Source organism: endosymbiont of Riftia pachyptila (vent Ph05) (genome assembly GCF_000224455.1).
Taxonomy (GTDB): Bacteria; Pseudomonadota; Gammaproteobacteria; order Chromatiales; family Chromatiaceae; genus Endoriftia; species Endoriftia persephonae.
This window is the reverse complement of sequence record NZ_AFOC01000006.1, coordinates 12,249-35,781: the sequence shown is the minus strand read 5'-3', so window position 1 is coordinate 35,781 and position 23,533 is coordinate 12,249. Positions and strand designations below refer to the sequence as shown.

20 protein-coding genes and 1 pseudogene are annotated in these 23,533 nt (G+C 60.8%); 12 read left to right on the top strand and 9 right to left on the bottom strand.

Translation table 11 applies throughout. From position 1 onward, the window contains the following. Nucleotides 1-56: 56 nt before the first annotated feature. The 3 genes from RIFP1SYM_RS01770 to RIFP1SYM_RS17280 form a co-directional block, all read right to left on the bottom strand. Nucleotides 57-1,709: a right-handed parallel beta-helix repeat-containing protein gene (locus RIFP1SYM_RS01770; RefSeq protein ID WP_240991552.1), complete on the bottom strand. Its 1,653-nt coding sequence runs from the start codon at nucleotides 1,707-1,709 to the stop codon at nucleotides 57-59. A gap of 589 nt (nucleotides 1,710-2,298) precedes the next feature. Further along, a complete protein-coding gene (locus RIFP1SYM_RS01760) occupies nucleotides 2,299-2,700 on the bottom strand; it encodes a TetR/AcrR family transcriptional regulator (protein ID WP_005958918.1) in 402 nt (133 codons plus the stop codon). A gap of 57 nt (nucleotides 2,701-2,757) precedes the next feature. After that, a complete protein-coding gene (locus RIFP1SYM_RS17280; protein ID WP_139042032.1) occupies nucleotides 2,758-2,943 on the bottom strand; it encodes a hypothetical protein in 186 nt (61 codons plus the stop codon). Nucleotides 2,944-3,240: 297 nt separating this feature from the next. Here RIFP1SYM_RS17280 and RIFP1SYM_RS01755 point away from each other — a divergent pair, with 297 nt between their 5' ends. The 3 genes from RIFP1SYM_RS01755 to RIFP1SYM_RS01745 all read left to right on the top strand — a co-directional run bounded on the left by RIFP1SYM_RS01755 (nucleotide 3,241) and on the right by RIFP1SYM_RS01745 (nucleotide 7,929). Beyond that, a complete protein-coding gene (locus tag RIFP1SYM_RS01755) occupies nucleotides 3,241-4,236 on the top strand; it encodes an efflux RND transporter periplasmic adaptor subunit (RefSeq protein WP_006473651.1) in 996 nt (331 codons plus the stop codon). 4 nt (nucleotides 4,237-4,240) lie between these two features. Continuing rightward, on the top strand, nucleotides 4,241-7,429 hold the full coding sequence (locus RIFP1SYM_RS01750; protein ID WP_039959553.1) for an efflux RND transporter permease subunit: 3,189 nt from the start codon (nucleotides 4,241-4,243) through the stop codon (nucleotides 7,427-7,429). 89 nt (nucleotides 7,430-7,518) lie between these two features. Next, nucleotides 7,519-7,929 carry a hypothetical protein gene (locus RIFP1SYM_RS01745; protein WP_138921696.1) on the top strand — a complete coding sequence of 137 codons (411 nt, stop codon included), beginning with the start codon at nucleotides 7,519-7,521 and terminating at the stop codon, nucleotides 7,927-7,929. 13 nt (nucleotides 7,930-7,942) lie between these two features. Here RIFP1SYM_RS01745 and RIFP1SYM_RS01740 read toward each other — a convergent pair whose 3' ends face one another. Continuing rightward, entirely contained in the window at nucleotides 7,943-10,369 is a 2,427-nt protein-coding gene (locus tag RIFP1SYM_RS01740) for a P-loop NTPase fold protein (RefSeq protein ID WP_005958914.1), read from the bottom strand. A gap of 126 nt (nucleotides 10,370-10,495) precedes the next feature. On the opposite strand from RIFP1SYM_RS01740, the gene tsaB reads away from it, so the two are divergent. The 6 genes and pseudogenes from tsaB (at nucleotide 10,496) to RIFP1SYM_RS01720 (ending at nucleotide 16,742) form a co-directional block, all read left to right on the top strand. Next, nucleotides 10,496-11,179: a tRNA (adenosine(37)-N6)-threonylcarbamoyltransferase complex dimerization subunit type 1 TsaB gene (gene tsaB, locus RIFP1SYM_RS01735; RefSeq protein ID WP_005958913.1), complete on the top strand. Its 684-nt coding sequence runs from the start codon at nucleotides 10,496-10,498 to the stop codon at nucleotides 11,177-11,179. A 127-nt stretch (nucleotides 11,180-11,306) separates the two neighbouring features. Beyond that, nucleotides 11,307-11,557 (top strand): annotated as a pseudogene (locus tag RIFP1SYM_RS18950) (M48 metallopeptidase family protein); the annotation flags it as partial. Nucleotides 11,558-11,658: 101 nt separating this feature from the next. Beyond that, nucleotides 11,659-12,063, top strand: a complete 405-nt coding sequence (locus RIFP1SYM_RS16215; RefSeq protein ID WP_050798689.1) for an SWIM zinc finger family protein — start codon at nucleotides 11,659-11,661, stop codon at nucleotides 12,061-12,063. Continuing rightward, complete coding sequence (locus tag RIFP1SYM_RS01730; protein ID WP_240991985.1) at nucleotides 12,005-13,414, top strand: DUF6880 family protein; 1,410 nt, start codon at nucleotides 12,005-12,007, stop codon at nucleotides 13,412-13,414. The genes RIFP1SYM_RS16215 and RIFP1SYM_RS01730 overlap by 59 nt, the downstream gene beginning before the upstream one ends. Nucleotides 13,415-13,544: 130 nt before the next feature. After that, nucleotides 13,545-14,285 (top strand): protein-L-isoaspartate(D-aspartate) O-methyltransferase, encoded by a 741-nt coding sequence (locus tag RIFP1SYM_RS01725; RefSeq protein WP_006473656.1) that lies wholly within the window; start codon nucleotides 13,545-13,547, stop codon nucleotides 14,283-14,285. 30 nt (nucleotides 14,286-14,315) lie between these two features. Continuing rightward, nucleotides 14,316-16,742 carry a spermidine synthase family protein gene (locus RIFP1SYM_RS01720; protein ID WP_005958909.1) on the top strand — a complete coding sequence of 809 codons (2,427 nt, stop codon included), beginning with the start codon at nucleotides 14,316-14,318 and terminating at the stop codon, nucleotides 16,740-16,742. 14 nt (nucleotides 16,743-16,756) lie between these two features. Here RIFP1SYM_RS01720 and RIFP1SYM_RS01715 read toward each other — a convergent pair whose 3' ends face one another. Genes RIFP1SYM_RS01715 through RIFP1SYM_RS01700 form a run of 4 tightly spaced genes read right to left on the bottom strand, consistent with a single transcriptional unit; the run spans nucleotide 16,757 to nucleotide 19,864 of the window. Beyond that, nucleotides 16,757-17,278, bottom strand: a complete 522-nt coding sequence (locus RIFP1SYM_RS01715; RefSeq protein ID WP_005958908.1) for a Slp family lipoprotein — start codon at nucleotides 17,276-17,278, stop codon at nucleotides 16,757-16,759. An 11-nt stretch (nucleotides 17,279-17,289) separates the two neighbouring features. Beyond that, a complete protein-coding gene (locus tag RIFP1SYM_RS01710; RefSeq protein ID WP_005958907.1) occupies nucleotides 17,290-17,826 on the bottom strand; it encodes a Slp family lipoprotein in 537 nt (178 codons plus the stop codon). 41 nt (nucleotides 17,827-17,867) lie between these two features. Continuing rightward, entirely contained in the window at nucleotides 17,868-18,938 is a 1,071-nt protein-coding gene (locus RIFP1SYM_RS01705) for a hypothetical protein (RefSeq protein ID WP_006473660.1), read from the bottom strand. Beyond that, nucleotides 18,938-19,864, bottom strand: a complete 927-nt coding sequence (locus tag RIFP1SYM_RS01700) for a hypothetical protein (RefSeq protein WP_005958905.1) — start codon at nucleotides 19,862-19,864, stop codon at nucleotides 18,938-18,940. The genes RIFP1SYM_RS01705 and RIFP1SYM_RS01700 overlap by 1 nt, the downstream gene beginning before the upstream one ends. Between RIFP1SYM_RS01700 and RIFP1SYM_RS01695 the strand changes: the two genes are divergently transcribed. The 3 genes from RIFP1SYM_RS01695 to RIFP1SYM_RS01685 all read left to right on the top strand — a co-directional run bounded on the left by RIFP1SYM_RS01695 (nucleotide 19,850) and on the right by RIFP1SYM_RS01685 (nucleotide 22,798). Then, complete coding sequence (locus RIFP1SYM_RS01695) at nucleotides 19,850-21,175, top strand: DUF4147 domain-containing protein (RefSeq protein WP_005958904.1); 1,326 nt, start codon at nucleotides 19,850-19,852, stop codon at nucleotides 21,173-21,175. The genes RIFP1SYM_RS01700 and RIFP1SYM_RS01695 overlap by 15 nt on opposite strands. Before the next feature lie 97 nt (nucleotides 21,176-21,272). Further along, on the top strand, nucleotides 21,273-22,085 hold the full coding sequence (locus RIFP1SYM_RS01690) for a ferritin-like domain-containing protein (protein WP_081417682.1): 813 nt from the start codon (nucleotides 21,273-21,275) through the stop codon (nucleotides 22,083-22,085). Then, nucleotides 22,070-22,798, top strand: coding sequence for a hypothetical protein (locus RIFP1SYM_RS01685; protein WP_005958902.1), 729 nt, complete (start codon nucleotides 22,070-22,072; stop codon nucleotides 22,796-22,798). The genes RIFP1SYM_RS01690 and RIFP1SYM_RS01685 overlap by 16 nt, the downstream gene beginning before the upstream one ends. A 3-nt stretch (nucleotides 22,799-22,801) precedes the next feature. On the opposite strand, the gene RIFP1SYM_RS01680 is transcribed toward RIFP1SYM_RS01685, so the two are convergent. After that, nucleotides 22,802-23,530, bottom strand: coding sequence for a UDP-2,3-diacylglucosamine diphosphatase (locus RIFP1SYM_RS01680; protein ID WP_005958901.1), 729 nt, complete (start codon nucleotides 23,528-23,530; stop codon nucleotides 22,802-22,804). Nucleotides 23,531-23,533: the final 3 nt, after the last annotated feature.

The window sequence follows — 23,533 nt, the reverse complement described above, 5'->3', positions numbered from 1 at the left end:
GCCCCTGAACAGGGGCGCTCTTATATCGTTATCTGCAGTGTGGAGTGGGCCTGCGGCTACTCCACTTTTTCGATGCGCAGATTGGTTGGTGGATCTGGGGCGTAGGTCTCGATGGCGCCGATCTCCCAGGCTGCCCCTTTTGGCCGTCGGTTGCCCTTTAGATCGTAGCGGATGTCGATGCCGTAGAGGTCTTCGAATTCCTGATACGCCTTGCTGAGAATGCCGGCATCAACACCAGGGGAGTTGGAGACCTGCTCGTAGCTGTCTCTGGCAAATACAGGGGCTTTTACCAGATTGTTGCTGCTGCTAGCCAGCTTTGATACCAGGCTGGAGTCTGACAGCAGATCGACATCCGAACCGGAGCGGGAGGTCCCGCCGATATCGACCGAAGCACCGGCCGTGGCGCTGTTCCACAGCAGGTTGTTGCGCAGATCTATCTGTTCCGAGATGCAGCTATCTACGATGATGTTGTGTAGAGATGCGTCCAGGATCAGATTGTTCTCGATACTGAAAGAATCCGCTCCGCACTGCCAGGAGTGATGGATGCCATCCTCTGTGTTGACGATGGTGTTATTCACCACTTTGACATTGGTGGAGTCGCCGCCGATATCGAATTGGATGCCTCTTCGAACATTACGGATTATATTGCCGATGACATAGCCATCCTTGACCCCCTCGATTCGCAATCCACGTCCACCTGCCTGTGAAATGTCGTTGAAAAGCAGCCATGCACGGATGGGCCCATAGCCTCCAGCGAGATCGATGCCGTTACTGCCAAAGATGACGGCGTCGCCGATGGATGTATCAGACTTCTCATATCCGTAGATAGTGTTTTGGGAGATGATAGCGTCATGGATGGTCTTCAGGTCGACGCCGTTTTCGCGGTCCTCATGCATCACATTCTTGCCCACATAGACAAACCGCGGTGCAGGTAGACAGCGGTGGCAGCCTTGGAATGAGTCGCCGCTGTTGTGGTGGATGTGGTTCTCCAGAATCCACATATTGGTGGCACCGCTGCTCAGATTGACACCATGCATGTCGATCGGATTGCTTGGGCTGCCCCGGTGGTTGTCATGAATGTGGTTATGGTAGACCACATTGTTATTCGAGCTCCCCATCGAGACGGCGGAACCGTGGTTGCCCCAGTAGTCGGGGTCGCTGCTGACTTCACTGTGGCGGAGCACGATGCTCTCGGAGCCCGAGGCCATCTTAATGTTGATGCCGGTGTGGAAGTGGAGGTTCTCGACGATCAAGAACGAGCCGCCCAGCTCGATAACGCTCTCGCCGGGATCCTCAAAGCGGGGCATATTGTCAGGATCGGTGCCGCGGACGAAGACCGGTTGGCTGGCAGTGCCCGATGCTGTGATGTATTTGTCCCGGCCGATGTAGTAGGGGCCGCCATGGATCTCCACCACCGAGCCGGCGGGTAGAGAGATGGAGCTGCTTTTGAATAGGTCACAGATGGGGGCGCTTTTGGTGCCAGGCCAGTTGTTTTCGCTGCAGTTCGGGTCAGTGTTATCCACATAGTGGGTGTAGGGGGCAGTGCTATCGTTGCCATAGCCGGAGGCCCCGCTGTACATCTCGACAGATTCATCAATGCCAAATGGCGGCTCTGGAATGCCGATCGGTGGATTGTAGGCCAGGGCGTGCTGGACTGGTAGAAAAACACACAGCATTGCTGCCAGTTTGATCTTGCTTAAGCTGTTCATATCGCTCACTTTAGCGTTAGTTCCCAACGTCATGTCGTATGTCGTCCTTTGCTGCCGTTTATAAAGCCCTGCGGCTTGGGTTTGTGACCAACTCTGCGTTCCGGGTGTCATGACAGGACGCAGGAGACGTGTCGGGTGTCCGGCTGGGCCGGGTACGGCTGTTGAGGCGGCAATCCGCAGGTGAATCGTTCCGTTAGTTGCCAGATAGTGCCAGGATTATAGGTGTCAATTATCCCGACAGTCTTCGGCCTGCTTCACACTCCCCGCGTTCGGCGGCCTCTGAAGGATCATGGACAGCAGACTGCGACGTGAGACTGTGTCAGTCGTCGAGTTTGGCGATGATGCGGTTGCGCACAGGTTCATTCATGTCCGGGATCGGAAAAAGAGATGTTTTTCCCCAGAATCCCCTCCATCAGAAATCTGCCAATCGATCTGCTGATCTGTTGCGGCCCACACTGATCACCCTCCCGGGTTTGCAGCTGTCCGCCAATGATGAGCATCGCGAGGCCATGCATCATGGACCAGGCGGCAAGCGCCAACTCTTCGGTAGGCTCGTCACGGAAGACGGCTGCAGCCTTGCCGCTCTCGATCAGGGATAAGAGACTGTTGAATGCCCTTTCGAGGCCTCGGCCAGTGTGCCGGAACACTCACCAGGCGTGATGAATCCGCCAAACATCAGCTGGGTGATCTCGGGGTTTTCCACGGCCAGCTCAACATAGGCGATGCTTGCCTCCTGAAGCTGCCTGGTGGGGTCATCGGGGAAAGTCAGGGATGCCTCCCGGGTGCGTGTCGCCAGCGCATTGAAGCCGGATTCAGCGATCGCCATGAGCAATGCGCCTTTGTCTTTGAAATGACGATAGGGGGCAGAGTGGCTGACCCCGGCCCGCTTGGCCACCGCTCTCAGGCTGATGGCGTTAGGCCCCTTCTCGGCAATCAGACTGATTGCGGCCTTGATTAAGGCATTTTTCAGATCACCGTGGTGGTAGTTCAATCGCTGTTCCGTCTGATTACAGTGAGTTAGTGGTTAACCTGTGCAATGTTGACGCTGTCAACTTGTGGTGTAGGATTGCATTCCCAGATCCACACCAACAGCTGATTGATTGGTGCTGCCAAGCAGGCTGCCACCGCTACAAGGGAAGATAACAATGAAATCGATACTATTGGTCAGATTTTTTGCTGGATCGCCCCTGTTTGCGGGAGTCGCTACACTAACCGTCATGCTCCATTCTGTCATGGGGCTCCTCAGCATGCTGACTGCATAGGTGCGGGAGGCAATGGACAGCTACCTACTGCTGAAGGCGATCCACCTGCTGGGTGTTACTGCCGGTGCAGACCAAACAGGCCAGAATGGCGAAGGTATTTCGGCGGGATCAGCCGATCCCCGAGCACTACTGGCAGCTCGGCCGGATGTGAATCATATTCGGTCCCTGCCCTGCTGCCGCTGCTGACCCTCTACTGGATGGTTTTCAAGCCGGTGTCATGGCCTCATCTTCTGATGTCATGCGACCTGTTGGCGAAAAAGGAGTTTGACGTGAACAAGATCCTCACTCTACCTCTGCTGATGCTATTGTTGCCGCTGCCAGCATTGGCAGCCCAGCTGCAGAGCGTTGCGGCCCGAGTGGCCACCCAGCAAGAGACCCTCACCGGCTTCACCCGTGAGGCGGCGCTGCTGGTTGTTTCTACCGAGGTTGCCGGCCGGGTCGAGCGGGTGACAGCGGATGTGGGCGACAGGCTTGAGAAGGGCACGTCGTTCGCCTGTCTCGACACAACCTTCATCGACCTGGAGATTCGTGCCAATCAGGCGGAGCAGCAGCGTCTGCAGGTGGATATCACCCACTACAGCAAGCAAGTGAAGCGCTTCAGCCGGCTACTGCAACAGAAGAGCTCATCCCAGAGCCAGCTGGATGAGTCAGAACGCGCCCTGCAGAGCAGCCGTGCCCAGCTGGTTGCCAGTCAGGTGCAGGCCCAGATCCTGCGCGAGCGCCGGCAGCGTCACTGCGTGGCGGGGCCTGCGGGCTGGCGAGTGATTGAACGTCATGTGGAGCCGGGGCAGTGGCTGAATATCGGAACGCCAGTGGTGACTCTGGGGGACTACTCACGCCTGATCGTACCGTTTGCCCTTAACAATGCGGAGTTCACCGTACTTGAGCGACAGGCTGGCGATCTGAAACTGCGCCTGCCAGATCGGGGAGGGGAGGTAACGGCGCAGATCGAACATGTCTCCCCTGCCTTCGACCCCGTGTCACGCAAGATCCAGGTAGAGCTGGCGATCGAACAGCCCATGCAACAGCCCCGCGGCGGTATCCGTGCCGAACTCCGGCTTGAGTTGCCAGCATCTTCCGGGACGGTGCTACTGCCCCGCGCCGCTCTCAGCGAACGTTATGAGCAGCACTGGCTGACCCGCGCCGACGGCGAGCAGCTGAAGGTGGTCTATCTGGGAGTAGCCAGCGGGGTTGAGGGGGAGTGGGTGCGGGTTGCCGCGCCGGGGCTCAAGGCCGGTGACCGTTTCCAGCTCCCGGCGGAGTAGGGCCATGGAGTCGCTGATACGTTTCTCCCTCAAGCAGCGGGTCTTTTACAACCTGATGTTCGTGGTGTTGATGGTGGTGGGCTTCATCTCCATCTTCGCCATGCCCGCAGAACGCTACCCCAACTTCGGCTTTGGTGAGGTGATCATCAACACCATCTACCCCGGTGCCTCGGCGGTGGAGGTAGAGACCCTGGTGACGCGCAAGATCGAGGATGCGCTGGAGACGGTGGACGATGTGGAGTGGGTCAATGCCACCTCCTTTAGCGGTCGCTCCAATGTGCGCCTCAAGTTTGTCGACGATTCGGACTACGAGGCGCTCTACGACGAGGTGCGCTTCGAGGTGCTCAATATCATCAACGAGCTGCCAGAGGGGGTCGATCCGCCGCACATGCTGTATGTGACGGTGCAGGACTGGCTGCCGGTGATTGCCGTCAATTTGGTGGGGGAGCATAGCAACCGGGCGCTGGCGCTGATGGCGGAGGAGCTGAAGAGCCGCCTCAAGCAGATTCCCAACGTGCAGGAGGTGAAGCTGAGTGGGGAGGATGTGCAGGAGTTCCACGTCTCCCTCGATCCCGCAAAACTGCGAGCGCTGGGGGTCAGCTACGAGCGGGTTGCTGCTGCCCTGAGCAGCGCCAACCTGTCGATCCCGGCGGGCAAGTTCACCGCCAGCAGTGGTGAGTTCTTGGTCAAGGTGGATGAGCGTTTCGTCAGCCGTGAGCAGGTGCTGCAGACCGTGGTGCGCAAGGATGCCGATGCCAGTCTGGTGCGGGTGGCGGATCTGATCAGTCACGCCGGCATGGGCTATCGCGACCCGGTGGTGATCTCCTCGGTCAACGGCAGGCCCTCGCTGGGGTTGCAGGTGATCAAGTCCGATGCGGGCAACGCGATGCGCATCCGTGATGCGGTGGTGGCGCTGCTGGAGGAGTTCAGGCCACTGCTGGCAGCCCAGGGGGTGGAGCTGGTGCTGACCCAGGATTCCACCGTCTATATCGAGGATGGCCTCAACACCCTCGGCATGAACATGTTGGTGGGCATAGTCCTGGTGTCGCTGATCATCTGGTACTTCATGGGCATCCGCAATGCCGGGCTGGTGACCATCGGCATCCCCTTCTCTTTTATGATCACGATGCTGATCATGTACCTCACCGGCAACAGCTTCAACGAGATCACCCTGTTCTCGTTCGTGCTGGTGACCGGCATCATCGTCGACGATGCGATCGTGGTGACCGAGAACATCTACCGTCACGTGCAGGAGGGGGAGCCGCTGCAACAGGCGATCGTTAGTGGCACCGCTGAGGTGGCGCTGCCGGTGATCTCCGCCACCATGACCACCGTCGCCGCGTTCCTGCCGATGTTGATCATGTCGGGCACCACCGGCCAGTTCTTCGCCCTGGTGCCGAAGGCGGTGACCTTTGCCATCCTCGCTTCGCTGGTGGAGTGCCTGCTGATCCTGCCGATCCACTACCTCGATTTTGGTCCCCGTGGCGGTAGCATGATCAAAGCGGTGGAGCGCGACAATCTCCTGCTGCGGCTGCTGCGCAGCTTCACCGACCGGGTGCTGCGGTTCACCCTGCGTTTCCGCCTCACCAGCGTGTTGCTGGTGGTGATTGCTTTCGGTGCGGCGGTGGTGATCCTGGGCCTCTCAGTCAGCGGCAAGGCGCCACTGATCCGCATCCAGTTCTTCCCCGACGACTACAAGCTCTACTATGTGGATGTGGTGGGGCCGAGCAACACCCCGATCGAGACCATCGACCGCAAGGTGCGGACGATTGCAGAGGCAGTGATGGAAGATGGCCCCGGCTACGCCCGCTCCGCTGCCGGATTTGCTGGCTACTACTTCAATGAGGACTACGAGCCGGTGTTCGGCAACAACCATGGCTCGGTGATGGTCACCATGCCGGCGGTGGCGGAGCAGGCCTTTGCCGACCCGCTGGCCCACCTAGAGCGGATGCGCCAACGCCTCAAACCGCGCTTCGAGACCGACGGTTACCAGCTGCATATCCACCCGCAGAAGGATGGTCCGCCCACTGGCAAGGACATCAACGTGCGTATCGTCGGCTCGAAGACCGAGACGGTCGCCGCGCTCGCCGCCGAACTCCTCTCCTTCATGCGCGCCGATCCCGATATTGGCCCGCATCTGCTCGATCTGGCGGATGACCAGGGGCGCCCGCGCCGGGTGATCCGGCTCGAGGTGCTACAGGATCGGGTGGCGGAGTATGGTCTCGATAACGCCCGGGTGGCGCGGCTCGCCGCCAGCGTGCTCGACGGCCGCTATATCGGCAAGTACCGCCATTTGGATGAGGAGATCGATCTCAAGCTCTATGTGGATCAAGCACAGCTGACGGAGCCGGAGCATGCGCTCTACCTGCCGGTGGTGGAAGATGCCGACCGGCCGGTCCATCTGGCCGATCTGGTGCGGCTGCATAGCTATTCGGAGCCGGGCGAGATCAAGCGCTACCAGGGGCAGCGGGCGATCAGCCTAAAGGGGAATATCAAAGAGGGCGCGCCGACTTCGACGCCGGCGATCGTCAGCGCGGTGCGCGCCCACTACGAGACCCTGCGTGATCGCTATCCGGGCGCTACGGTAATCTTCGGCGGTGAGCATGAGGACACTCAGCGTTCTTTTGAGTCGCTGGCCTACGCCTTCATCATCGCGGTACTGGTGATGTATGTGATCCTGGCGACCCAGTTCCAATCCTACCTACAGCCGATGATTATCCTCTCGGCGATTATCTTCGCCCTGATCGGCGTGGTCTTCGGCAAGCTGGTCAGCCAGTCGTTGTTCACCGTTAACAGCTTCATCGCGGTGATCGGCGTGGCCGGGGTGGTGGTCAATGACGCGCTGGTGCTGATCGACTTCATCAATCGTCGCTACCGGTCGGGTATGGCGCGGCGCCAGGCGATCATCGAGGGGGTGCATGTGCGGCTGCGGCCGATCGTCCTCACCACCCTCACCACCACCCTTGGCCTGCTGCCGATGGCGCTGGGCATCCCCAGCTACTCGTTGGTGTGGGGCAGTATGGCTTCCACCTTCGTCACCGGCTTGGCCACCGCCACCGCCCTGACCCTGTTCATCGTGCCGGTATTGTGGGATCTGCTGACCGGGCTGGAGGAGCGCCGCCAGCGTCGTCGTAAGGGTACAAATCGGAGTGTGGATCTCGATGTGGATGAACATGAACAGATCACGGGTTGACGGATTGGGAAAAATGGACCGATTATGACCTGAAATTGACCGCGGTAGAGGGATATAATCAGTTCTCATTTCGATTGCAGGAACGGGCCATGCGATCACTTATCATGATCTATCTGCTGCTGGTAATGACTCTGCTAGCAGGCTGTGGCGGCGGTGATTCATCCACTACCACCACCCAATCCACTGACAGTGGCGATGCGGGTGGCACCACGCTCCCGCTCACCAGGGTCGACGCTGGCCCGAGCGGCCGTGTCGATCTGCGAGTCTCCTGGGATCTTACCCCCACCACTCAACTGCCGGTAACAGGCTTCAAGGTCTACCATGCCGCCACTTCCGACTACGATGCGATGCTGCCGGTGGGGGAGCAGAGCGATGGCAGCAGCAGGCAGTTCATACTGCGGGATGTGGCGGTCGGCACGCACTACTTTGCGGTCACCGTCGATGACATCGACGGCTACACCAGCGGCTACTCGGAGATGTTGGCGGTGGAGGTCCAGTAGTGCGGTTTCAGGCCTATTCCGGTAGCTGTTCCTTTAGGTAGTCGATGCGCTTCAGGCGTTTTTTCAGATCTCCCTGTAGCGTCTGGGCTGCTGCTGGGTTATCTAATCCTTTTGTGGCGACCTGAGTCGCGTCCATTGCCTCCCGGTAGCATTGTGCAGCCGCCTCGATCATCTCCATCTCCTCCATCACTTCGCCCAAGGCGATCTGGCTTTGGGCGTACAGCAACGGGTCGTCTATCTTTGTGGCGATCTCTGCCGCCCGCTGGAGCTGTGATTCTGCTGAGGCACGATTGCCCTGCTCCTGTTCCAGCTCTGCCAGTTGCAGCAAGGCATCAAACTCAGCGCTAGAAATATTGAGCGAATCGGCTAGTTTCTGAACTTCTTGGTAGATCGGATAGGCTGCTCCAAGATCACCGCGCAGTCGTTCAGTTTTTGCTTCGGCGAGCCGCAATCGTAATTCTGCTTTACGGAAACGGTTAGACTCGGCGATCTCCAGAGCTTGATGGATATAGCTTTTTGCCTCATTGAGTTCGCCTCGCTGCTGGTTGATGCTGGCGAGTGTCTCCAAGGCCTCTAGCTCGGCGCGGTTGTCGCCAATGGCCCGCGCCAGGGAGAGGGCCTGGGCGGCCGGCTCCTGGGCCTCGGCAGGATGTCCGGCGGCGAGTTCGATCTGTCCTTTGAGGCTGAGCGCCGCCAGTTCCAGACCCCGGTCCTGATGGTCGATGCCTGCCGCCAGCGCCTCCTCCACATACTGGCGTGCCCAGCGCAGATTTCGTTGCTTGAGACGAATCTCGGCACGCAACAGTTGTAGTTTGCCGCTGCCAAGCGGTTCCTCTCTGCTTTTCGTGATCTTCAGGGCCTTTGCTGCCACGGCCTCAGCCTCATCGAGCTGATTCTGGCCTAGCAGTTGATGGATCTGCTCCAGCGCCTTGAGCACCCTGTCACTGACATGATCAGCCGGTTTGGTTGGTGGTGGTTCAGCGGTAGTTTCTGCTTCACTGGTCGATGTGGTTTGGCTGACGGGCTCAGGGGGCAGACCGAATTCGAAGTAGCTCCTGGCCTCCTCGATACTCTCAAAGCTGCTGACCAGCGGTTGCTCTGACGGCTCGGCATAGAAGCAGGTGGCGAACAGCTCGGCCAACGCCTCGCTACGATGAAAGGGGGCATCTTCCTGCTCTCCAAAGGCCTCTGTCAGCGTCTGACTCTCCTCTTCATCAAGGGCGACCTCGCCGCTGGCCAGTTTGAGAAAGTGGCTCTGATAGCGCACAAACAGGCCGGGATCAGCGCGGCAATGGTCGATGAATCTGCTGAAGCGTCGGTTCAGCACGATCATCAGTGCCACTCGGCCCGGTTCGAGTTGGCTGCTGCCATTCAGGTTGGTGTTGGCCTGCCCCTTGTCCCACTCTGAGATGAACTGGTTGATCAGGCGTTTGGCATCGCGGAAGTTGGCGCCGCTGGCATCGCGGATGATCTGCGCCCAGATCTCCGGTCGCTCTAGTAACTGATCCACTGCGCTCTCCCCCAGGCAGTGGCGAACATATCTGAGAAAGCTAGCGCTGGTGACCTGAGGGACAGGGAAGGGGATCTGGATCAGTTTCTCGATGTAGCGTTTGCCCCACTCTGGGTCGAGCTTCTCCCGGTCGGTATTGAGCAGCTTCGAATAGAGGGCGTAGACTGCGCGCGACAGCTCCTGTTCAGCAATCCCCATCACCACGATCATGTTGGGCTGGTTGAGCACCAGTTTCAGTGCCTCCAGCACCGTCGCTGCGGCGTCGGGCAGGCAGCGGTCCAGGTCATCGACAAATAGCACCACCAGCCGCCTGACTCTGGGGGCTGGTTTGCTCTGGAGCAGTGTATCGAATGGCTTCCTGATCTGGTGCAGCACTCTTTGCCTTAAGGGAGATCTGCTGTTGGGGCGGGTTACCTCCTGAATCAGCAGCCCGATGTTCTGCTCGAACTGGTGCAGGAACTCCGGTGACCAGGGCTCCTGTTGCGCCGCATGGACCAGCTCTATCCCCGGGGTGCCTAATAGTCGGCCCCACAGTAGCTTGGCGAGACTGAGCTTGATGCCCTGCTGACGGCGCTTGTATTGTCTTGTCGCCGAGTCGCGGTCGGTGATCTTATGCACCAGCTCCAGCGCCAATCCTTTCCACACCTCCTCTCGGCTATGGTATTTCCAGGGGTCGAACCAGACCGTATGGCACTCATCCTTCAGGCGTTGCTGCAACATGTGCATGATGCTGCTCTTGCCCATACCCCACTGGGCGAAGATGCCGATGGTCAGCGGTGTGTTGTGCTGGTCGGAGGCAAGAATGCGATGGGCGAGGGGGTTGATGAAGGATGCAAAATCAAGCCGGTCGTCCCGTGAAGCAGAATCTTTTACCTGATCATGGCCGACTGGATTGTCGTTGAGAAACTTGAGGCAGATCTCGGATGCCATCGGTGTCTTCCCCCCGTTCCAGCCGCTGGAGCCATGTTGAGAAACTAGTTCCTGCTCTGATAGGCGTCAAGCCGGTGATTGGCTCGGTTATACTGCCGCCTCTATACGTAACCTAACTGATCGCCGATGAAACTGCTTGCCCTTGAGACAGCCGCCGAAGCCTGTTCCGCCGCCCTCTATCTGGAGGGTGAACTTACCAGCCGTTTTCAGGTAAAACCCCGCGGCCACAGCGAACTGATCCTCACCATGATGGACGAGCTGCTGGCCGAGGCCAGTCTGCGCCCGAACCAGCTTGATGCGTTGGCCTTTGGCCGTGGTCCCGGCTCTTTCACCGGGGTGCGCATTGCCACCGGGGTGGTGCAGGGGGTGGCGTTTGCCGCCGAGCTGCCGGTAGTGCCGGTCTCGACCCTGGCCGCGCTGGCGCAACGGGCGTTTCGTGAGCGTGGTGAACGCAGGTTGCTGCCGGCGTTTGATGCCCGGATGGGGGAACTCTACTGGGGCGCCTACTGGGTCGATGATGCGGGTATCGCACAGCTGCAGGGGCAGGAACTGGTGGCTCAGGCCGACCAGGTAAGCCTGCCCAACGGGGAGGGCTGGTACGGCATCGGTGGCGGCTGGCAGGCCTATGGCGAACAGCTGCGTCCGCGGCTTGGCGCTCAACTCAAGGCCAGTGACGGCGAACTGCTGTGCCGGGCCGAAGAGGTAGCCCTGCTTGGTGTCGATGGCTTTGCCCGTGGCGAGGCGGTGGCCGCCGAGGCCGCACTGCCAGTCTATCTACGTGATCAGGTGGCGAAGAAGCCCCGTTCCTGATTACGGCTCACCCGGCACGCATCGAGATTGTTCCAGCTCTCCAGAGCTGGGTACGGCTGGGTTTAGCTAGGCTCTCGCGTGGATCGAGAAGTAGCGGCCTGTCATCGGTGTTCAAGTTGCCGAGTGAGGCATCAGGCGCATGCGGACGCGATGGGGTAGCTGTAATATTGAGGTGCGGCGCATCTAGCTGAATCTCGATCTGGCCAAGAAGTCACGTCAGTGTCTGGAGTGCGTCGTCGTACATGAGGTGTTGCACTTGCTGGAGCGTCATCATAACAATCGGTTTCGGCGCTGATGGGGCGTCTCATGCCGCCGTGGCGGGTGTATCGGGAAGAGCTGAATCGCGCACCGCTGGCGCATAAGGATTGGTGTTACTGATCCCGCCTTCTCCATCCGCTCTCAGCCTTTGACCAAGCGCACGCAGCAACCCCAGTTGAATAGTAAAATTGCCGGTCAGGCCAGATCCAGGTAAGTACAACATGACACTGCTCAAGACGCTGACAACGAACCAAATCAAACGCTGGGCCGGTTCCCGCTCCTATGGGCGTGGTGAGGCCTATTACCAAGATGAGCGGGTCCGTAACCTGCGGGAACGCCGGGGTAAGATCGCGGCGACGGTTAGAGGCACTCACAGCTACCATGTTCGGTTGTGGGGAGATGGCAAGGTTATCGATTACGATTGCGACTGCCCGGTGGGGCTGGGTGGCGATTTCTGCAAGCATTGTGTGGCGGTTGCACTGGCCTGGATGGAGGAGCAGGCGCCGGCTGGCAAGATGGCCAGATGCAGGCAGCCGAAACAGGCGGAAGCGGATCTGACTATGAAGGATGTGCGAGGCCTGGCTGCTGCTACAGGAGAGGGAGGCTCTGGCGGATATGCTCCTTGAGGCCGCCGTGGAAGATGAACAGCTCGTCGACCGGCTGATGCTCAAGGCTGCCGCAGCCCGGGGTGTGAACCTGGATACCTATAGAAAAATCATCGACCAGGCGATCGGTAGCGACGGATTCATCGATTACTATGCGATGCCCGACTATTACCGCGGCATGGACGGAGCGATCGATGCCATTGACGAACTCCTGGCCCAGGGCCATGCTGCCGCGGTGATCGAACTGAGCGAGTATGCTCTGCAACGGACGGCGTGCGCTATTGAGACTGTGGAGGATTCTAACGGCTACATGAGTCTGCTGTTGGAGCGACTGCAGGCACTGCATCTGAGTGCCTGCCGCAAGGCAAAACCTGACCAGGAGGCGCTGGCGGAACGGTTGTTCCGTTGGGAGTTGAGTGGTGACTGGGATGTGTTTCAGGGCGCCATCAAGAGCTACGCCCAGGTGTTGGGGATGCGGGGCCGCGAGCACTACCGCGCACTGGCCGAGGCCGAGTGGGCCAAGGTTCGGTCGCTCAAACCGGGTGAAAATGATCAGAGCCGATACTGTCGGCGTTTCTACATCACTAGCATCATGGAAAGCCTGGCCGAACAGAGCGGCGATATCGAGGCGCTGGTGCAGGTCAAGAGCCAAGACCTGTCATCCAGTTACGCCTTCTACCAGATCGCCGAAATTTACCGCAAGGCGCGCCGCAGCGAGCAGGCGCTGGAATGGGCGGAGAGAGGCATCCAGGCCTTCGGCGATGAGGCGGATAGCCGCCTGCAGGATCTGCTGGCCGATATGTATCACCGTCGCAAGCGGTACGACGAGGCGATGACTCTGATCTGGCCCCAGTTTGAACAACGCCCCTACCTCAGCAACTATCAAAAGCTGAAAAAACATGCTGATCGCTACAAACACTGGCCCTACTGGCGTCAACGTGCCCTGGATCAGTTGCGGGCGGGCATCGAGCCGAGGGTGAAGAAGTCGCCGCGCGGCCAACGGCATTATCGTCCCGGGTCGGATCGCTCCAGGCTGGTGGAGATCTTTCTGTGGGAGAAAGAGATCGAGGCCGCCTGGCAAGAGGCTGTTGAAGGGGGGTGCAGTGAGGAACTCTGGCTCAGGCTGGCTGGCCTGCGGGAGAAGGAGCATCCTCGCGATGCAGTTGCTATCTATCAGAAGCTGATCGGCCCGATTGTGGAGCGCACCAACAACGATGCCTACGCCGAGGCCGCCGCCTTGCTGAGCCGGGTTGAAAAACTGATGGGCCGGTTGGGGGACAAGGCCGAATTCCGGCACAATCTTTTGCAAATCCGGGAGAAATATAAACGCAAACGTAATTTCATGAAATTGCTGGAGCGGTTTGGAAAATAACCAAGAAGGCCGCCTTAAAACCGATCCCTTTATTCGTCACCATTGTCCTAACTTCCTCTTGTGCTTGTTCCAGCCAAGTCTCCCGGAGGCCAAATATCGGCCATACTTAAAGCAGCAGAGGAGGGCTGGTATGCAATGCGGGCGGGGTTTCCAGCAGTTGCTGGTGGTGTTGTTATGGTGCGGGGTGTTGTTCCCAGTTGCCGCAGAGGATGTCTATCGACAGCAGCGCGAGGTGATGCTGGATGAGGTCGAGCGGGAGCTGCGGGTATTGGCTGTGCCATTTGGGCTGGAGGGGCTCTCACCCCGGCTCCGCGTGGCGATGGCTGATGTGCCCCGGCACGAGTTTGTGCCGCCACAACAGCGCGCCAACGCCTATCAGAATCGTCCGTTGTCCATCGGCTATGGCCAGACCATCTCACAACCCCTGATCGTGGCGTTGATGACCGAACTACTCCAGGTCTCGGCAGGGGATCGGGTGTTTGAGCTGGGCACCGGGTCCGGCTATCAGGCGGCGGTGCTCGATAGGCTCGGCGTGGATGTCTACTCCATGGAGATCGTCGAAGAGCTGGCGGATCAGGCCAAACAGCGCCTGCAGCAACTGGGTTTCGACCGGATTCGGGTGCATCTCGGGGATGGCTATCATGGGCTGCCGCAGGCTGCACCATTCGACGCCATCATCGTCACCGCGGCAGGCAGCCACGTTCCGCCACCGCTGGTGCGCCAACTGAAGCGGGGTGGGCGTATGGTGTTGCCGGTGGGCAACCGCTACCACGTCCAGCAGCTGGTGCTGGTGATCAAAGGGCTGGATGGCAGTCTCACCACCCAGGAGATCCTGCCGGTCTCCTTTGTGCCTCTGACGGGCAGTCACTGAGTGGTGTGGGAAGGGTCGTCTGGAAAATAAATGACGACCGTTTCTCATCGTTGTGTAGCGGATGCGGGGTTTCCACCCTATCTGGCGATCGGCCTGCTGTCGGCTTCGGCGCTGGCCTACGAGGTGTTGCTGACCCGGCTCTTCTCGATGATCCACTGGCCCGGCCTGGTCGGTATGATCATCAGTCTGGCGCTGCTGGGGTATGGCGCCAGCGGTACCTTTCTGAGCCTTCTGGGCGACACACTGACACGCCATTTCCGCCTCTTTTTCGCCCTCAATGCGCTGCTGTTTGGTCTGCTTGCCTGGTATGCCTTCCAGTTTGCCGCGCGGGTGCCGCTGAATCCGCTCGATCTCGCCTGGAACTGGCGGCAGTTGGCTTATCTGTTGCAAGTCTATCTGCTGTTGGCGCTGCCGTTTTTTGTGGTGGCGAATGCGCTCGGTCTCGCCCTGCGTCGCTATCGCAGCTGGGTCAACCGGATCTACGGCAGTGATCTGCTGGGGGCCGGGATTGGTTCCGCTGCGGTGCTCCTGTTGCTGTTTCTCTCTGCGCCGTCCCAAGCACTGTTCATCGTGGCTGCCTGTGGCACTACGGCGGGGATCGTTGGCGTCGTGGAGTCGATGGGCTGGCGACGCCGCCCGTTGTGGTGGCTGCTGCTGCCCTGTCTATTGGCGCTGATCAGCTGGCTTGCCAAGCTGGAGCTGGCTGTAGAGCCGGCCGACTACAAGGATCTGTCTCAGAGTCTGACGGCGCGGGGGGCGGCGGTGCTGGTGCAGGAGAGTCATCCACTGGGGGTGGTGACGTTGCTGGAGAACCGCCAGGTGCCGATGCGCCATGCGCCTGGTCTGAGCCTGCTGTCGCCGTTTGCGCCGCCGGGGCGTGCGGCGCTGTTTGTCGATGGGGATTTCAGCGGGGCGCTGGCTGCGCCGGATCAGCAGAGCGACTATCTGGGGTATCTCAGCTCTGCGCTTGCCTATCAGCTGGTGGCGCCAGCTCGGGTGCTGCTGGTTGGTGCAGGTGATGCGACTGGAGTAGAGCAGGCGCTGGCGCTGGGCGCGGAGCAGATCGACCTGATCGAACCCCATCCCAGGCTGTTGGCGCTGCAGCAGGCTCAGCTTGAGCACAATAGAGCATTTGCTGGGCGGGTGAGTTTCTATCCGCGTACCTTGCGCAGCCATCTGCGCCAACCGCACACTCGTTACGATCTGATTCAGTTGACGGTAGGGGAGGGGCTGGGTGATGTGGGCGGACTGAATTCCAGCCAGGAAGAGTATCGCTACACCCTGGAGTCGTTACGTGGCTGTCTGGAGCGGCTCACGCCCAACGGTGTGGTGACCCTGACCCGTGGGCTCAATCTGCCGCCCAAGGATGGCCTGAAACTGGTGGCGGCTTTCAACCTGGCGCTGCGCCAGCTGGGCAAGTCAGAGCCGGCGCAGCATCTGGCGCTGATCCGCGGCTGGAATACACTTACCCTGGTGGTTGCGCTTGAGCCCTTGAGTGGTGCGCAGCGGCAGGCGGTGCGGCGCTTCAGTCGCGAACGGATGTTCGATCTGGTCTATCTCTCCGATCTCGGCCCGGAGGAGGTCAACCGCTTGCACCGGCTGGCGCGACCCTTTTTCCATGAGGGGGTGCGGGCCCTGCTGGGGGAAGGCGGGGAGCGCTTCATCGATGATTACCGCTTCGATATCAGGGTGACGACGGATGACCGCCCCTACTTTAACCACTTTCTGCGTCTCTCCAGAGTTGGAGAACTGTTGCAGCAGCCTGCCGGCAGCGGCCTGGCTCATCTCGACTGGGGCTACGCCCTGCTGCTGATCGCCCTGCTGCTGGCCCTGTTGAGCAGCCTGTTGCTGATCCTGTTGCCGCTGGCCCTGTTGCGCCGGCGTCTGCCGGCAGAGCCGGGTTGGGGGCGGGTCGTGCTATTTTTCAGCGCCATCGGCATCGCCTTTTTGTTTATCGAGATCGCCTTCATCCAGCGCCTGCAGCTGTTTCTCGGTCATCCTGTCTATGCGGTGACGGCGGTGCTGGCGGGTTTTCTTGCCAGCGCTGGCTTGGGGAGTTTTGCCTCCCACTGGCTGGCACAGCGATTTGGTGCCCGTGTTGTGCTGGCAGCGGTGGTGGTGACGATTGCGCTCTGGGTGGCGCAGTTTCTCTGGCTGGGGCCCGCGCTGCTGGAGAGGCTGGGGGGGCTCCCGCTGCTGGCCCGGTTTGTCTTCAGCTTTCTGCTGATCTTGCCACTGGGGCTGGCGATGGGCATGCCGTTTGCCTTGGGTCTACAGGCGCTCGGCGAACGTCAGCCAGCCCTGATGCCTTGGGCCTGGGGCATCAATGGTTGCGCCTCGGTGGTGAGTGCGCTGCTGGCCGCGCTGCTGGCGGTGGATCTGGGGTTTAGCGGGCTGATGCTGCTGTCGGCAGCGCTCTATCTGCTGGCCTGGGCCGGGTTTCCTGGCGCAGATTGACGCCAGTTGTGGCTTCAGAATTGGATGCCGACACCGACCCCGGTGCGGATCCGGCCGCCTGAGCCGCCGCTGATGCCGAAGTTAAATCTTGGCGTGACACCGCCCCGGCTCTGCTCAGGCCAGAGCTCGATCTCGCTGCTGTCGACCACAGGAAAGAGGTAGTCGGCCTCACCCACCTTGCTGGGACGCAGTGCCGAGATCCTGCCGCTGAGGGTGACCTGGCGGCCCTTGGCATAGTCCACACTCTCCAGATAACCCGGGCTGACGACGATGAAGCGCCCGTTGGGCGGTTGTTCGAGATCGGGGCGCGCCGCCGCATCCAGCGGGTAGGCGAGTACCTGGAGTTCGCTGCTCTGATGCAGGTTGCGTGACTCGACGATCACCCCGCCCCATTCGACCTGATGGGAGAGATACTGCTCTCCGGTATCGACCACCATTCTGGGGGTGATTGAGCGGTCGGCAGCTGGTGGGCGGGTGGGGGTCTGGGCGCAGCCGGTGAGGCTAGCGAAAAGGCAGATTATCAGTAGGCTTTTCATGGGTCACCGGATTACCAGTAGTAGGGGTGCCGATACCAGGGCGATCCCCAAGGGTACCAGGGGTCGTAGAAGGGATCGCGGTTTCGCCAGTCGCGCGCCTCGCGCTGATCCGGCCAGAGGTGGTGAATTTCGCTCTCCACCAGCGGGTAGAGGTAGGGGTAGTCACCGATCGTGCGCTGGGTGGTGCCGGCAATTGTGCCGCTGATCGTCAGCAGTCGTTCTTTGGGGTACTCCTCCGGATCGAGAAAGCCCGGAATGCGGGCTAGGAAGCGGCCCTGCGTGCGGCCTGAGCTGTCTGGCTTGCCGTTGCCAGAGAGCGGGCGGGAGAGCAGTTCGATTAGGGTATGCTGCGGTAGATTCTCCACCTGGATGATGCTGCCGCCCCAGCGCACCCGGCTGCCGAGAAAGCGCTCGGGTTGTTGGCGTACCTCCTCGACCCGGATCTCGGTCGGCGGCACCTGGCTGATCGCCTTGGGCAGCGGGCTGGCGCAGCCGTTTAGCTGGATCGCCAGGCTCAGCAGGAGCGCGTTTGTGACTTTGTTTATCATCTACCCACCCTCTGACTCTGGCCAAGCTGTAGGGCAGCGGTCTATTCGGTCTGGGGCTGCTCGTCTTCGATGATTCGCTGTTGCTTGGCCTCCTGCTGGAAATAGTAGTCGTATTTGCGGTGCAGGCGGGTGGTGAAGCCCCAGGCCTCGTTGTAGGAGAGACCGCTGTTTTTCGGGATGATCACCTTGATATAGAGCTTGTCGCCCTTGGCTCCCTTGATCTCGTCCAGGCTGGCCTCGAGCTCCTCGTTTGAGATGGTGCGGAAGTGGCTCTGTTCCGGCAGCTTCAGGTCGATTAGCGGGTTGCCATCCTGTTTGGAGTAGCGCACCTCGACCACATATTTGCCTGTGGCGGTGCGGGCCGGCCGCACCAGTCGATCATACTTTATCCTCAGATTGGCGAACTTGGTCTGCAGATTCTCCAGCTCCTGCTGGCCCAGCAGATCGCTGCTGCGCGCCTGTTGCAGCGCTTTGCCCTGGTCCGCGTAGGCGCTGCGCAGGTTCTCCATCTCTGTCAGGGTCTCACTGTGGCGGCTGCTCAGGCGTCCCATATCTTCGTTGAGATTCTGGATGTCGCGCAGCAGCTGTTCGAGCTGGCTCTGCTGCTGGTTGATCTGGGTCTGCTGACGAGCCATCTGTGCCTGCTGCAGCTTAGTGAGATCGACCTGCCGTTCAAGGCGGATGTTGAGATCATCCCGTTCGAAGCCAAGTTGTTTAAGCTGGGTCTCCAGCCCCTCGCGCTCCCGGCCTAGATCGCCGATCTGATGACGCTGGCTGGCGATGGCCGCTTCCTGCTGCTCCTGCAGCTCCTCCATGCGCATCAGCTGCAGCCGCAGCATCGAAATCTCATGCTCGCGGGCGATCAGCTGATCTTCCAGGGTCTCGTTCTCGGCGCCGGTGGAGCGTACCAGTTCCATCGCCTCCTGCTCAGAGGCGATCGAGGTGCGCAGCTGCTCGAGCAGCTCCATGTTGCGGATCAGCAGCACCACCATGGCGAGCAGGAAGATCATCATGATCACCGTCATGATGTCGGTGAAAGAGGGCCAGAAGCCTTCGTCCGCTTCGCCAGCGTGGCGGTTGAGGCGCAGATCGATGAAGCCGTCGTCCATCATCAATCGTCGTGCAGGCGGAAACCGCGGATCAGGATCAGCTTGATCTCGTCCATATCGGCGGCGAGCGTCTCGGTGGTTTTGTCGTGGGCCTTGAGGGTGGCGACCAGCTGTTTTTCGAGGCCGCCGAAGCGCTCCTGGGAGCGCGCCAAATTGGTCACCAGTCCTTGCATCGAGCGCACCAGGCCGGTGAATTCGTGGATCGCACTGTCAGTGGTGGTCTGAAAGCGGGGCATCAACTCATTCACCGTGATCTGCTCCACCGCGCTCACCAGGTTGGTTTGCACGTCGGTCACTTTGAGGTAGAAGTAGCCGAAAAAGAGGTAGCAGACGATAGCGGTGATGGTGGTGGAGAGCGCGGTGGACATGCCGTGCACCACCATTCCCATGCCGCCGGAGCTGACCGCGTTGGAGAGCATGTCGGAGGCGCCGATTAGGGCGATCGAGAGCGACACGATGGTGCCGAACACACCGGTCAGGATCAGCACGTTGTTGATGAATTTTGGCAGGCTATTGCGGGTGCTCTCGTTGGCCAGCAGGGTGGCGGCCAGCGAGCCGTGGTTGATCGGGCAGTTGGCCTTGTGCAGCCCCATCATGGTGCGGTAGCGCATCGCGATGATAGACTTTCTGGCGATGTTTTCCAGCGGGTCGCGCTGGCCTTCACGCAGGTTGCGCAGGAAGCGGATCAGGTCATTCTCTTCACGGCTATAGTGGGCGAAGATGGTGATCATGCGCAGGATGCCGACAAAAAACAGCAGCACGATGGCGCCGTTGATGATCAGCCCGGTGCTGGTCAGCTGGTCGCGGAAGTAGACCTGATTGATGAACTCGAACTTCCAGACGATTAATCCCAGCGCGATCAGCGACATGATGATCATACGGATCAGGATGTTGCGGCTGAAATTACGGCGCAGTTGTATGCTCCCCAACGCTCTATCTCCATTGAGTTCGACAAACCGACCCAGTCTAACCTAGCAAATCAGCCGATGACAGCGATTCATCCCCATCGCCGGGCGCTTTTGCAGATATTCAGTGCGGCTCTCCAAGCAGTGGCGGGCGACGACTGTGTCGCGGCTGCCCTGCAGCGGCGATCGCTGCCAGATGGTGTGCGCCTGGTGGCTGTGGGCAAGGCGGCTCAGTCGATGGCGGATGGTGCGAAAGCCGCGCTGGGTGGGAGGCTGGCGGCGGCGCTGCTGATCTCCAAGGTTGGGCATCTTGATCGGCGCCGCTGCCGCGGCCTTGGCTGGCAGGCGCTGGAGTCGGGTCATCCTCTGCCGGACGCGGCCAGCTTGCAGGCGGGGCAGCAGTTGATCCGCTTCATCGAGGCCGATGCGGGGCCGCTGTTGCTGCTGCTCTCTGGCGGCGCCTCAAGTCTGCTGGAGCTGCCGGTGGCCGGGGTCGGTCTGGAGCAGCTGCTGCGGACCAACCAGTGGCTGCAGGCTAGTGGTCTGCCCATCGATCAGGTCAACCGGGTGCGCAAGTCGCTTTCGCTGATCAAAGGCGGGGGGCTGCTCAACTGGCTCGGGGGGCGAGAGGTGACAGCGTTGGCGATCTCCGATGTGCCAGGGGACGATCCTGGGGTGATCGGTTCGGGGCTACTGCTGCCAGACCCGACGCTGGACCAGCGGGGTTGGCGGCAACAACTGCCGGGCTGGCTTGATGTGCTAGTGGCAAACGGTCTGAGTCAGCGGCGGCGGCCGCTGCGGGATCCGCCGCCGGTGGAGATTGTCGCCAACCTGCAGATGGCAAAGCAAGCCGCGGCGCAGCAGGCGCGGGCGCTGGACTATGCGGTGAGAGTGGAGCCTGAGTTCATCGCTGGTGATGCCGCCGAGGCGGGGCGAAGATTGGCCGCTCGGCTCAGGGTGGGGCCGGCGGGGGTGTGGATCTGGGGTGGCGAAAGCACGGTGGTGTTGCCGCCCTCGCCCGGCCGCGGTGGTCGCAATCAGCAGCTGGCGTTGGCTGCCGCCTGTGAGCTGGCTGGGGAGCAGAACTGCTTGTTTCTCTCCGCTGGCAGTGATGGTAGCGACGGCCCCACCGATGACGCCGGTGCGCTGGTGGATGGTGCTACAATCGCTCGCGCTGAGCGAGAGGGCTTCGATGCCGCTGCCACCCTGCGTGTCTGCAATGCCGGTGAGCTGCTGCAGGCGAGCGGTGACCTGCTCAGCACCGGCCCCACAGGCACCAATGTGATGGACCTGATGCTGGGCTTGAAGCTGGCTCCCGATAATGACCAGATATAGGCCCGTGGCCAGCGCATGCCATCGATTGAAATCAAGGATAATGTCGGGCACAGCCTGACCTATAGATCTGCTTAATTAATTGCCTGGTCAATCTTCAATGCATACAGAGAGTCTCTATCAAGCCGCCCGCGAATGTTTGCTGTGCGACGACCTGGAGCAGAAGTTGACGCTGAGCGATGCGACCGCTGCGGCTTGGCGCAGCGGTGAGCTGGAACTCTCCGGTTGGTGCGCTGCGGACGAGATCAAGGAGGCGGGACGGCCAGCGTGCCCTGAACTGGTCCATCCGAGCCGCCTGGCGCGACGTGGTCTGGGCAGCGAGGCGGGCCGGCTGGCGCTGATCCACGCCATTGCCCACATCGAGTTCAACGCCATCAACCTCGCCTGGGATGCGGTGCAGCGCTTCCCCGATCTGCCACCAGAGTTCTACGACGATTGGATACAGGTGGCGGTGGAGGAGGTCTACCACTTCCGCCTGCTGCGTCAGCGCCTGCGCGATGGTGGCGCCGACTATGGCGACTATCCGGCGCACAACGGTCTGTGGGAGATGGCCGTGCGCACCGCCCGGGATCCGTTGCTGCGCATGGCATTGGTGCCACGCATGCTGGAGGCCAGGGGCCTGGATGTGACGCCGGGCATCATGGAACGATTTCGCGCCATTGGTGACGAACAGACCGTGGCCTGCCTGCAGGTGATCCTCGATGAGGAGGTGGGGCATGTGCGGTTTGGCAGCCGCTGGTTTCATTACCTTTGTGAACAGCGGGGGCTGGAGCCGGAGGCGACCTACTTTGACCTGTTGGAGCAATTCCTCAATGGCGGGATGCGCTGTCCGCTGCACCAGCAGGCGCGGCTTGAGGCGGGGTTTTCGCCACAGGAACTGGAGCGATTGGAGCGGTTATGCGCCAGAAAATAATCGGAATTCTACTCGTGCTGGCGTTGTCGGCAGCAGTATCGGCGAGCGCAACAGAGCTGGATGCCAGACTGTTGGTGTTTCGGGTCAGCGAGCCTGGCGCGGAGCCCTACATCAGCCGGGTGATCGTCAGCGACGATTTCCTGCGTCTGGATCAGGGGGCGAGTAGTCCCGGGTTTATTCTGTTAGATCGCCAGGCCGGGGTGATCTACAGCGTCAATCCGGATGACCGGCTGGTGCTGGTGTTCCGAGCCGAAGCGGGTGGATCCGAAGCGCCTGTGCAGGCGCAGCTGGAGATGCGCCAGTTGGAGCTGGCCGATGCCCCCACGGTGGCTGGAGTGCAGCCACAGGAGTGGCAGATTAGTGTGGCGGGTCAGCTGTGCGAGCGTGGTCTGGTGGCGCCCGGCCTGATGCCGGAGGCGCGAGCTGCGCTGCAGGAGTATCAGCGACTGCTTGCCCGGCAACAGCTGGCGACGCTCGCTTCGATCCCGCCGGAGTTCCAGGAGCCCTGCGATCTGCTATTGAACATCCAGCGCCCCGGCCTGCTGCTGCAGAAGGGATTGCCGTTGCAGCAGTGGAGCCCGGCCGGGCATCGCCAGGAGCTGCTCGATTTCCGCCGCCAGTTCCCGGTCAACCGTGAGCTGTTTGTGTTGCCGGAGAGCTTCCGGCGGCTTGAGATGAGTCCGCCTTCGGGAGGAGCTGCGGAGGCGGGCTGAGGCTCAGGCAGGTAGCCGCTTCAGCTCAACCCCTTGCGCCGAGGCGCTGAGGATCTCGGCGCCGCCACTGTCCCACTCGCCGAGTACGTAGCGTTGTACTGGCTGGCCATCCAGTTCGAAGTCGTGCAGGCCGGGGCGGTGGGTGTGGCCGTGGATCAGGCGGCCACACTGCTGTTCGCGCAGGTAGCTCTCCAGGGTCTGCTGGTTGACGTCCATGATCGCCTCCGCCTTGAGTGAGATGGCCTCACCACTCTTGGTCCGGTACTCCTGGGCGGCGGCGATGCGTTCGGGGATCGGCTGGCTGAGGAACTGCTTGATGAAGGTGGGTTCCCTCACCTGCTGGCGGAACGCCTGGTAAGCGGTGTCGTCGCTGCAGAGTAGGTCGCCGTGCATCAGCAGGGTCGGGGTGCCGTACAGCTCGATCAGGGTTGGGTCGCTGATCAGGGTTGCGCCGCTGGCGTTGCAGAAGATCTCGCCGAGCAGGAAGTCCCGGTTGCCGTGCATCAGGAAGATCTTGGTGCCGCTCTCTGCCAGCAGACGCATGCCGTGGATGATGCCGTTGATCTCTGGTGTCACCAGGTCATCGCCGATCCAGGCATCGAATAGGTCACCGAGGATGTAGAGCGCCTCCGCCCCCTGCGCCTCCGAGGCGAGGAAGCGCAGGAAACGGTGCACCGTCTCCGGCCGCTCGGCGGAGAGGTGCAGGTCGGAGATGAATAGGGTTTCAGCCATCGG